The sequence below is a fragment of the Microbacterium sp. K41 genome, from assembly GCF_004794395.1.
In the GTDB taxonomy this organism is placed as follows: Bacteria; Actinomycetota; Actinomycetes; order Actinomycetales; family Microbacteriaceae; genus Microbacterium; species Microbacterium sufflavum.
Genome location: NZ_SSDO01000115.1, coordinates 1 through 10,366 on the forward strand (window position 1 = coordinate 1; position 10,366 = coordinate 10,366).

The window sequence follows — 10,366 nt, forward strand, 5'->3', positions numbered from 1 at the left end:
CCTCCGCGACCGCCCCCGCCGCGCGCCCGACCGGGCAGCCCGCGACGCCGCAGGAGCGGAAGCTGCCGCTGGCCCCGGCCCTCCCGCCGGAGCAGACGGAGAGCGTCCCCGGCATGAAGGACAACGTCCTGCTGCGCGAGGCCCTGGCCCAGATCGAGGCCGGCGCGTCGAACGAGCAACTGCTCGGGGTGCTGCGGCAGGCGCTGCAGAGTCACCTGTTCATCCGCGTGAACGGCGACGCCAGGGAGCAGATCAGCGAGGGCAAGCCGCTCGCGGTCGCGGTCGTGCGCGACGGCGACCGTCAGTTCATGCTCGCGTTCAGCTCGGCGGCCGCGGTGCGCGACTCCGTGCAGCTCGAGGGTGACCCCTCCGCGACGTCGGCGGTCGCGCAGCCGTCCACCTCGGTCATGCAGCACGTGGTCGCGGGGGAGTTCGCCGGACTCATCATCGACAACGCCTCGGCGCCGCACCGCGTGGTGTTCCCCACGGAGCTGCTGGAGAAGACGCTGGAGCAGGCCGACACCGAGATGACGGTCAAGTCCCTGATCGCCGGTCCGCGCGCGCAGGACACCCCCGCGAAGGTGGGGGAGGCCCTCGCGACGACGCGCATGTGGGTGGCCGTGAACGACGGATCCGGAACCGGTCAGGTCGGCATCGCCGAGGCCCAGACCGCCGACGGCCGCCGGTTCCTGCAGCTCTTCTCGCACCCGCTGGAGGTCATCGCCCTGGGGCGTGGCGACCGGCCGCTGCCGTTCGAGCCGGAGCAGCTGGCGAAGGTGCTCACGAGTCACGCCGAGATGGCGGGCGTGATCGTGGACTCCGCCGGTCCGTCGATCGTGGTGGAGCGCGACGCCCTCGCACCGGTCCTCGTCCGCGCCGTGCAGATCGACGACTGAGCCGAGCGTGTTCCCCCGGTCGCCGGGGGTTCCGCCCGTCGGGGGTGCGCCCTAGGGTCGGATCATGGCCTCCGAACGCGTGACCCTGACCGTCTCCGACCCCGACGGGGAGCGCGAGGTCTCCCTCTCCAGCCCGAACCGGGTGGTGTGGCCCGACCTCGGCATCACCAAGGCCGAGCTGGCGGAGTACGTGCAGCAGGTCGCGCAGCCGTTCCTGTCGGCCAACGGCCATCGCCCCGTGTCGCTCGAACGGTTCCGCGACGGCGTCGGCGCGAGCGGGGAGCCGAGGGCGGAGGGCTTCTTCTCGAAGAACCCGCCCAAGGGCACCCCCGACTTCGTCGATGCCGTGACCGTGACGTACAACAGCGGCCGCCGACACCCGCAGATCGTGCTCACCCGGCCCAGCGCGATCGTGTGGGCGGTGCAGATGAACACGATCGTGTTCCACCCGTGGGCGTCGCTGGCGGAGAACTCCGACAACCCGGTGGAGTTGCGCATCGACCTCGACCCCCAGCCCGGCACCGGCTTCGCCGAGGCCGTGCCCGCGGCCCACGCGCTGCGGGAGGTGCTGCGCGAGGCCGGTCTGGAGGCGTTCGCGAAGACGAGCGGCAACCGCGGCCTGCACGTGTTCGCGCCGATCGAGCCGACGCACGAGTTCCTCGACGTGCGGCACGCGGTGATCGCGGCAGGACGCGAGCTGGAACGACGCATGCCCGACCGGGTCACGACGAACTGGTGGAAGGAGGAGCGCGGCGAGCGGCTGTTCGTGGACTTCAACCAGGCCAACCGCGACCGCACCATGGCCGGCGCCTACAGCCCCCGTGCGCTCCCGGGAGCGACCGTCTCGACGCCGGTGCACTGGGACGAGCTCGACGACGTCGATCCGCGCTCGTTCACGGTGCGCAGCATCCCGCAGCGACTCGACGACATCGGCGACCCGTGGGCCGACATGCAGGCGACGCCGGGACGCATCGACACCCTCCTGGAGTGGTGGGAGCGAGACCTGGCGGCGGGGCTGGGCGAGCTGCCGTTCCCGCCCGAGTTTCCGAAGATGCCCGGCGAGCCGCCGCGCGTGCAGCCCAGCAAGAAGAACGCCGCGAACTGGGACGAGAACGGCAACCCGGTCGAGGACTGACCCGGCTCAGCTGAGCACGTCGGCGAGGTCGTAACCCGCGACCGTGTCGAGCTGGTCGTACGTGCAGGAGCGCGCGTCCCGGTCGGGTCGCCACCGCTCGAACTGCACCGTGTGGCGGAAGCGCGCACCCTCCAGCTGGTCGTACCGCACCTCCAGCACGCGCTCGGGGCGGAGGCGCACGAACGACACGTCCTTCGACCCGCTGAACCGCGAACGCTCACCCTCGCCCGTCACGGCCGCTCCGGAGGCGTCGCGCTCCACGAGCGGCGCGAGCTCCTCCACCAGCTGCTGGCGCCGCGCGTCGCTCCAGGCCGCGACACCGCCGACCTGGCGCAGTGTCCCGTCGGCGTCGTACAGCCCGACCAGCAGCGAGCCCACCCCGGAGCCGGACTTGTGGATGCGGTAGCCGAGCACGACCACGTCGGCGGTGCGGGCATGCTTGATCTTGAGCAGGGTGCGCTTGCCCGGCGCGTACGGCTGGTCGAGCGGCTTCGCCACGACGCCGTCGAGCCCGGCACCCTCGAACTCCTCGAGCCAGCGGACGGCGGCGTCGCGGTCGCGCGTGGTGCGGGTGAGGTGCAGGGGATGCTCGACCGCCTCCATCACGCTCTCCAGCCGGGCGCGCCTCGTCTCGAAGCTCTGCGTCTGCAGGTCGTCCTCGCCGTACGCGAGCAGGTCGAAGGCCACGAACATGGCAGGGGTCTCCGCGGCGAGCTTCGCGACGCGCGAGGCGGCCGGGTGGATGCGCTGGCTGAGGGCTTCCCAGTCCAGCCGCTGCGCTCCCTGCGGCCCGGTCGCCACCACGATCTCCCCGTCGAGCAGGCACGGGCCGGGCAGCAGCTCCGGGATCGCGTCGACGAGCTCGGGGAAGTAGCGCGTGAGGGGCTTCGCACCGCGGGATCCGATTTCGACGGTCTCGCCGTCCCAGGCGATCAGCCCGCGGAAGCCGTCCCACTTCGGCTCGAAGAGCAGTCCGCCGGGGTGCTTCACGGGGTCGGGCACCGTGGCGGTCGCCTTGGCGAGCATGGGGGCGGGGATCTCGTAGCGCATGCACCCATCCTGGACCGCGGGCGTCGCGGGGAGGAAGGGGTTGCGGTCAGTCGAACAGGTCGTCGAGCTCGGCGGGCGTGCCCGCGTCGCGCAGCACGGTGTGCGCCGCGTGCCAGCCGGCCATGCCGTTGACCGCGGGGCCGGGCGGGGTCGAGGCCGAGGCGAGGTACACCCCGGGCATCGGGGTGCGCCAGGGCGCGGGGGAGAGCACGGGACGCCGCAGCGCCTGCCGCATGTCGAACACGCCCCCGGAGATGTCGCCGCCGATCTCGGCCGGGTTGAGGGCCTCGCGGGAGGACGCCGGCACCGCGTGGTGGGCGAGGATGCGGTCGCGGAACCCCGGAGCGAACCGCTCGATCTGCGCCGTGATGAGCTCGGTCGGGTCGAGGTCGGAGCCGCCCGGCACGTGGATGTACGCCCACAGCACGGCCTTGCCCTCCGGCGCCCGCGTCGGGTCGAACACGGACGGCTGCACCGCGAGCACGTACGGTCGTTCGCTCACACGGCCGACGGCGACGGCGTTCTCGCTGTTCCACACCTCGTCCCGGTTCCCGGCCACGTGCACGGTCGGGGCGTTCTGCACGTGCGGGTTCGTCCACGGCACGGGGCCGTCCAGGGCGAAGTCGACCTTGGCGGCGGCCGCACCGTAGCGGTAGGCACGCACGGCCCTGGCGTAGCGGGCGGGGATGTCGGGGTGGGTGAGGGTGAGCCGCGGCGAGGTGTTGAGCAGCAGCACGTCGCCGCGTGCGGGGTCGCCCCAGTCCAGCGCCGCGAGGTCGTCCACGCGCACGCCCGTCTCGACCGTGCCGCCGTGGGCCTCCAGGTCGGCGATGAGGGCGTCCGCGATGGTCTGGGATCCCCCGCGCGGGTAGGGCCAGCCTTCCGCGTGGGCGAGCGCCGCGAGCAGTACCCCGGCGGCGGCGCCGGCGAGCGTGGGCTGCGGCGAGTTCGCGTGGGCGACGACACCCGCCATGAGCGCGGCGGCCTCCTCGGTGCGGAAGGCGATGCGGGCGAGGGGCGTGCCCTGATCCAGCATCCGCACGGCATAGCGTGCCGCGGTGACGGGGTCGCGAGGGATCCGCAGCAGCTGGTTGCCGGTGAAGTCCGTCACGCCGTCGATGTGGGTGCTGAGCGGCCGCAGTCGTCGCAGCCAGGCGCCGCGGTCCGGCCCGAGCTCGGCGGCGGTGCGCTCGATGTCGCGCCAGGCGATCGCCGCGCGTCCGCCGTCGAACGGGTGGGCGAAGGAGATGTCGGGACGGATCCACGTGATGCGCTCGTCGAGCCGGAACGCCCGGAAGAACGGGGAGGCGATGGCGGCGGGGTGCACGGCAGAGCAGACGTCGTGCACGAACCCGGGGAGCGTGGCCTCCTGTGTGCGCAGGCCGCCCCCGGCCGTGGCGGCGGCTTCGAGCACGCGCACGCGGTACCCGGCGCGGGCGAGGGCGACCCCCGCCGAGAGGCCGTTCGGTCCGGAGCCGATGATCGTCGCGAGGGGCATGGCGTCAGTCTCGCACGGGGAGGACGGTCGGCCGAGGGGGTTGCGCCGTGCGATCCTGGAAGGGATGAATGAAGTCCAGGGCCCGACTCCCGCCGGCACCTCCCGTCCCTACCGTTCGCTTCCCGAGGCGCTGCGCGCGCACCGCATCGATCCGGTGAACCACGCCTTCATCGGCGAGATCGTGGACCAGATCGGGGTGACCTCCCTGATCGACCGCGGTCGCTACATCGAGGCGATCCGTCGTGGTGAGGGCGCGGCGCTGCACATCGGCCGCACCTACACCAACGGATTCACGGAGGACGAGGTGGTCACGGTGGGCTCGACCCGCCTGCGACTGCAGCCGAGCGAGGGGCGCGCACCGTACTTCTACGTGACGCACCCGAGCGAGTTCGCGCCGCCGACCGCCGTGCGGGCCAAGCGATCCTCCGCGCCGCGCACTCCCGCGGCCCCGCGCACGCCCGCGGCGCCCAAGCCCGTCGAGCGCGACTACGGCGTGTGCGACGTGTGCTTCATGGTGAAGACCCCGGCCGGCGGCTGCGGCTGCGACTGATGCCCGCCGCCTCCGCGTCGCGGCGCGGCGTCACCGTCCGTGAGGCGGAGTGGCCGGGTGACGGGGCCTTCGTCGGTGCCGCGGTGTCGACGTATCTCCGGCAGACCGAGCATGAGAAACACGACGTCCTGGGTGACCCCGCGGAGCCCGAGAGCGAACTCCCCGAGCGATACCTGCCGGAGGTGCGTGACCCCGCGAGCGCGTACGCCGGAGCACGAGTGCTCGTGGCGGAGCTCGACGGGGCTCCGGTCGGCGTGGTGATCGCTCTTCCGCATGCCGGGTACACCGAGATCAAGCGACTCTGGGCGGATCCGGCGGTCCGCGGCCGCGGCGTCGGCTCCGCGCTGCTCGACGCCGTCCTGGCGGCGGCCGAGGGTGCGGTGCGGCTGTCGGTCTGGGACTGGCGCGGCGCCGCGATCCGGCTCTACACGTCCCGCGGCTTCCGTCCCGTCGACCCCTGGGACGACCGCGACCGCCTCCTCTGCTTCGAGTCGCTCACTTCGCTGCATCCGGCCGCCGAACGCCGCACCGTGAGCGATTCGAAGGGCTAGGCGAACGCGCTCATCCCCGTGATGTCGCGGCCGAGCAGCAGCGCCTGCACCGACTCCGTGCCCTCGTAGGTGTGGATGGCCTCGATGTCGGCGAGGTGCTGCATCACGCCGTTCTCCAGCAGGATGCCGTTGCCGCCGAGCAGGTCGCGGGCGGTCGCGGCGATGCGGCGGGCGGCGCGGGTGTTGTGGAACTTCGCGAGCGAGGCCTGGGTCGGCCGCAGCTGCCCCGCCTGCTCCAGGTCGGCCATCCGGCGGCAGTACAGCTGCATCGCCGTGAGGTCCTCCAGCATGTGCGTCAGCCGCTCCTGCACCATCTGGAACTTGGCGAGCGGCTTGCCGAACTGCACGCGCTCCTTCGCGTAGGCCAGCGCGGCCTCGTAGCAGGCGGTCGCGTGGCCGAGGGCCGACCACGCGACACCCGAGCGCGTGGCGTACAGCACGGTCGACGCATCCTTGAAGCTCGTCGTCCCCGGGAGCACGGCGTCGAGGGGCACGCGCACGTCGTCGAGGCGGATGTGGGCCTGGTGGATCGCGCGCAGCGAGGCCTTGCCGCGGATCACGGTGCCGGTGTAGCCCGGGGTGTCCTGCTCGACGAGGAAGCAGCGCACGGCGCCGTGCTCCGCGGCCGTCTCGTCGTCGACCCTGGCCCAGACGAACGTGATGCCGCCCGAGGCGCCGTTGCCGATCCACTTCTTGGTGCCGCGGAGCACCCAGGAGTCGCCGTCGCGGCGCGCGGTGGTCTCCAGGGAGACGGAGTCGGACCCGTGGTCGGGCTCGGTCAGTGCGAACGAGCCGAGCACGGAGCCGTCCGCCAGCGCGGTGAGCCACCGTTCCTGCTGGGCGGGGGAGCCGAACAGCGCGAGGGTGCGAAGGGCCAGGCCGCCCTGCACGGCGAGGATCGTGCCGAGGGAGCCGTCGCCGCGGGAGATCTCCATGTTGACCAGCCCGGCGGCGAGGGGGGAGAGGCGCGTGAGCGACGGGTGGTCGATGCCGTCGACCACGAGGTCCAGCTCGCCCATGCGGCGGGCGGCGTCGAGGGGGTACTCGGCGCGGTCCCAGGCCTCGGCCATCTGCGGGGCGACCTCGTCGACGTACGCCTTGGCGCGGTCCCAGGCCTCGCGGTCGGCCGCGGGGATGTCGGTGAACACGGCGTAGTAGTCGCTGTCCTGCCGGCCGGTGACGTCGTACGACGAGACGCGCTCGCCGGGGAACGGGGAGGCTTCGATGCTCATGGGTGCTCCTTCGTGGACCTGAGTATCGTACTCCTCGATACTGGGTCCCACGAGCCCCGAGCTCGCCGCGGTATCAGTCGAGCCGGGAGCGCAGCCGCCGTGTGACCTCGGCGACGGGCATCGCCCGCGGGAACACCGCCACCACCACGTCGTCCGGGGCATCCGCGGCGGACCCGTCCGCGACGCCGTAGCGGCGCCGCACATCCGCGAGCGCCGACTGCAGGGTCGACAGCGGCACCTTCCTGCGGCCACGCAGCAGCTGGCGCAGCACGTGATTGTGCACCGCGGTGACGAGCGCCGCGAACCCGACCGCGTCGAGCGGATCGACGCCGGGGAGGGCGCCGCGCAGGTACTCGTCGAACAGTCGCTCGTAGCGGAACACCGTGATGATCTCCCGCTCGCGCAGCACCGGCACCTGGCGCACGATCTGGTAGCGGCGACGTGCCATCTCCGGGTCGCTGGAGAAGTGCGCGAACACCGATTCCGACGCCGCGCATACCGCCGCCCACGGGTCGTCGTGCCCCTCGGCGAGGAACTCCCTGAGCTGATCCAGCAGGACCTCGTGGTCGGCGAAGACCACATCCTCCTTGCCGCCGAACTGTCGGAAGAAGGTCGAGCGGGACACCCCCGCGGCCTTCGCGATCTGCTCGACGGAGGTCTGGTCGAAGCCCTGGGTCCGGAAGAGCTCGAGGGCGGCGGCGACGACGGCGTCGCGCGATTCGGGGAAGTCTCGCATGACGAAATCCTAGGTCCTCGTCGACCGGCCGCCGCGGTCATCGCCGCCCGCCCCGCGCTCCGGAGCGGTCAGGCCGAGGTAGTAGGCTGGGGGACTGGTCGATGTCTCGACATCGAGAGAATCACCAGACCAACAGCAGCCCAGTGAAGGAACCACAGTGGATCTGTACGAGTACCAGGCACGAGACGTTTTCGAGAAGTACGGAGTGCCGGTCCTCGCCGGCATCGTCGCCGACACCCCCGAGGAGGTGAAGGCGGCCGCCGAGAAGATCGGCGGTGTGGTGGTCGTCAAGGCCCAGGTCAAGACCGGTGGCCGCGGCAAGGCCGGCGGTGTCAAGGTCGCCAAGACCCCCGATGAGGCGTACGAGGCCGCGAAGGCGATCCTCGGCCTCGACATCAAGGGCCACGTCGTCAAGCGCGTCATGGTCGCGCAGGGCGCTCGCATCGCCGAGGAGTTCTACTTCTCCGTGCTGCTGGACCGCGCGAACCGCTCCTACCTGAGCCTCTGCTCGGTCGAGGGCGGCATGGAGATCGAGGAGCTCGCGGTCGAGCGCCCCGAGGCCCTCGCCCGCGTCGAGGTCAACCCGCTCACGGGCATCGACAAGGACAAGGCGGTCGAGATCGCCCGCGCCGCGAACTTCCCGGAGGACCTCGTCGAGAAGGTCGCCGACGTGTTCGTGAAGCTCTACGACGTCTACAAGGGCGAGGACGCGACGCTGGTCGAGGTCAACCCGCTCGTCCGCACCGAGGAGGGCGACATCATCGCCCTCGACGGCAAGGTCACGCTCGACGACAACGCGTCGGAGATCCGCCACCCCGAGCACGAGGCGCTCGAGGACAAGGACGCCGCCGACCCGCTCGAGGCCAAGGCCAAGCAGAGCGGCCTGAACTACGTCAAGCTCGACGGCGAGGTCGGCATCATCGGCAACGGCGCGGGTCTGGTCATGTCCACGCTCGACGTCGTGGCCTACGCGGGTGAGAACCACAACGGCGTCAAGCCGGCCAACTTCCTCGACATCGGCGGCGGCGCCTCGGCCGAGGTCATGGCGGCGGGCCTCGACGTCATCCTCGGCGACCCGCAGGTCAAGAGCGTGTTCGTCAACGTGTTCGGTGGCATCACGGCGTGCGACGCCGTGGCCAACGGCATCAAGGGGGCACTGGAGACCCTCGGCGACACGGCCTCGAAGCCGCTCGTCGTCCGTCTCGACGGCAACCGCGTCGAGGAGGGTCGCGCGATCCTCGCGGAGTACGCGCACCCGCTCGTGACCCTGGCCGCAACCATGGACGAGGGCGCCGACAAGGCCGCCGAGCTCGCCAACGCCTGAGACTGAAGGACGAGAGAAATGTCGATCTACCTCAACAAGGACTCCAAGGTCATCGTCCAGGGCATCACCGGCGGCGAGGGCACCAAGCACACCGCGCTCATGCTCAAGGCCGGCACCCAGGTCGTCGGCGGCGTGAACGCCCGCAAGGCCGGCACCACGGTCTCGCACACGGACAAGGACGGCAACGCCGTCGAGCTCCCCGTCTTCGGCTCGGTCGCCGAGGCCATGAAGGAGACCGGCGCCGACGTGTCGATCGCCTTCGTCCCCGGCGCCTTCACGAAGGACGCGATGATCGAGGCCATCGACGCCGAGATCCCGCTGCTCGTCGTCATCACCGAGGGCGTTCCCGTGGGCGACTCGGCCGAGGCCTGGGCCTACGCGCAGAGCAAGGGCAACAAGACCCGCATCATCGGCCCGAACTGCCCCGGCATCATCACCCCCGGTGAGGCGCTCGTCGGCATCACGCCCGCGAACATCACCGGTAAGGGCCCGATCGGCCTCGTGTCGAAGTCGGGCACCCTGACCTACCAGATGATGTTCGAACTGCGCGACCTGGGCTTCTCCACCGCCATCGGCATCGGCGGCGACCCGGTCATCGGCACCACGCACATCGACGCGCTGGCCGCGTTCGAGGCCGACCCCGAGACCAAGGCGATCGTGATGATCGGCGAGATCGGCGGCGACGCCGAGGAGCGCGCGGCGGAGTACATCAAGGCGAACGTCACGAAGCCGGTCGTCGGCTACGTTGCGGGCTTCACGGCTCCCGAGGGCAAGACCATGGGTCACGCCGGTGCGATCGTCTCCGGCTCTGCCGGTACCGCGCAGGCGAAGAAGGAGGCCCTCGAGGCTGCGGGCGTGAAGGTCGGCAAGACGCCGTCCGAGACCGCCGCGCTGATGCGCGAGATCATCGAGGCGCTGTAAGGCGTACACTGGTAGCGAAGGCCCCGGGCTCCACCCCGGGGCCTTCGTCGTGTCCGGGGCATCGTCGTGTCCGGGGCATCGTCGTGTCCGGGGCATCGTCGTGCCCAGGTCCTCGTCGCGTCCGGTCTCAGTGCGCCGACGTCACGGCGTCGAGCAGGCGGTCGAGTGCGCGGTGTGCCTGCCGTCGCGCCGCGGTGTCGTCGGGGCGGGCGGCCAGCCACAGGGCGAGCTCGTTCATGGCGCCGGACAGCGCGGCGGTGAGGGCGTCGAGCTGTGCGGACGGGACCCCGGCCTCGCGCAGTCCGGCACGCAGCTCCTGCTCCGGCCCCTCGGCGTCGAGGCGACGCCACTGCTCCCAGCCGAGCACGGCGGGACCGTCGACGAGCAGCACGCGCGCGGCGGTTCCCGCGGTGATGGCGTCGAGGAAGGCGTGACTGCCGTCGCGGAGCGCGGCGGGGCCGGGGGTGTCGCGC

The 10,366-nt window shown here is 71.8% G+C and carries 11 protein-coding genes; 6 read left to right on the forward strand and 5 right to left on the reverse strand.

Annotated elements, in window-relative coordinates; translation table 11 throughout:
- Together DW309_RS02410 and ligD are read left to right on the forward strand one after the other, a co-directional pair.
- On the forward strand, window positions 1–896 hold an 896-nt coding region (locus tag DW309_RS02410), incomplete at its 5' end, for an SseB family protein (protein ID WP_136044451.1).
- A 64-nt stretch (window positions 897–960) separates the two neighbouring features.
- Window positions 961–2,031 (forward strand): non-homologous end-joining DNA ligase, encoded by a 1,071-nt coding sequence (gene ligD, locus DW309_RS02415; RefSeq protein ID WP_136036211.1) that lies wholly within the window; start codon window positions 961–963, stop codon window positions 2,029–2,031.
- A 6-nt stretch (window positions 2,032–2,037) separates the two neighbouring features.
- On the opposite strand, the gene DW309_RS02420 is transcribed toward ligD, so the two are convergent.
- Window positions 2,038–3,081 (reverse strand): ATP-dependent DNA ligase, encoded by a 1,044-nt coding sequence (locus DW309_RS02420; RefSeq protein ID WP_136044452.1) that lies wholly within the window; start codon window positions 3,079–3,081, stop codon window positions 2,038–2,040.
- Between the two features lie 46 nt (window positions 3,082–3,127).
- A complete protein-coding gene (locus DW309_RS02425) occupies window positions 3,128–4,579 on the reverse strand; it encodes a phytoene desaturase family protein (protein ID WP_136044453.1) in 1,452 nt (483 codons plus the stop codon).
- 64 nt (window positions 4,580–4,643) lie between these two features.
- On the opposite strand from DW309_RS02425, the gene DW309_RS02430 reads away from it, so the two are divergent.
- Together DW309_RS02430 and DW309_RS02435 are read left to right on the forward strand one after the other, a co-directional pair.
- Complete coding sequence (locus DW309_RS02430; RefSeq protein ID WP_136044454.1) at window positions 4,644–5,129, forward strand: hypothetical protein; 486 nt, start codon at window positions 4,644–4,646, stop codon at window positions 5,127–5,129.
- The gene (locus DW309_RS02435; RefSeq protein WP_136044455.1) at window positions 5,129–5,680 is read left to right on the forward strand and encodes a GNAT family N-acetyltransferase; all 552 of its coding nucleotides are present in this window, start codon (window positions 5,129–5,131) and stop codon (window positions 5,678–5,680) included. The genes DW309_RS02430 and DW309_RS02435 overlap by 1 nt, the downstream gene beginning before the upstream one ends.
- Here DW309_RS02435 and DW309_RS02440 read toward each other — a convergent pair.
- Window positions 5,677–6,912 (reverse strand): acyl-CoA dehydrogenase family protein, encoded by a 1,236-nt coding sequence (locus DW309_RS02440; protein WP_136044456.1) that lies wholly within the window; start codon window positions 6,910–6,912, stop codon window positions 5,677–5,679. The genes DW309_RS02435 and DW309_RS02440 overlap by 4 nt on opposite strands.
- Window positions 6,913–6,985: 73 nt before the next feature.
- Window positions 6,986–7,648: a TetR/AcrR family transcriptional regulator gene (locus tag DW309_RS02445; protein WP_136031183.1), complete on the reverse strand. Its 663-nt coding sequence runs from the start codon at window positions 7,646–7,648 to the stop codon at window positions 6,986–6,988.
- A 157-nt stretch (window positions 7,649–7,805) separates the two neighbouring features.
- Between DW309_RS02445 and sucC the strand changes: the two genes are divergently transcribed.
- Both sucC and sucD read left to right on the forward strand, forming a co-directional pair.
- Window positions 7,806–8,972, forward strand: coding sequence for an ADP-forming succinate--CoA ligase subunit beta (gene sucC, locus DW309_RS02450; protein ID WP_136031181.1), 1,167 nt, complete (start codon window positions 7,806–7,808; stop codon window positions 8,970–8,972).
- Between the two features lie 18 nt (window positions 8,973–8,990).
- Window positions 8,991–9,893 (forward strand): succinate--CoA ligase subunit alpha, encoded by a 903-nt coding sequence (gene sucD, locus DW309_RS02455; RefSeq protein ID WP_136036215.1) that lies wholly within the window; start codon window positions 8,991–8,993, stop codon window positions 9,891–9,893.
- 127 nt (window positions 9,894–10,020) lie between these two features.
- Here the strand turns inward: sucD and DW309_RS02460 are convergent.
- A partial coding sequence (locus DW309_RS02460; protein ID WP_524538330.1) for a TetR family C-terminal domain-containing protein occupies window positions 10,021–10,366 on the reverse strand: 346 nt, incomplete at its 5' end.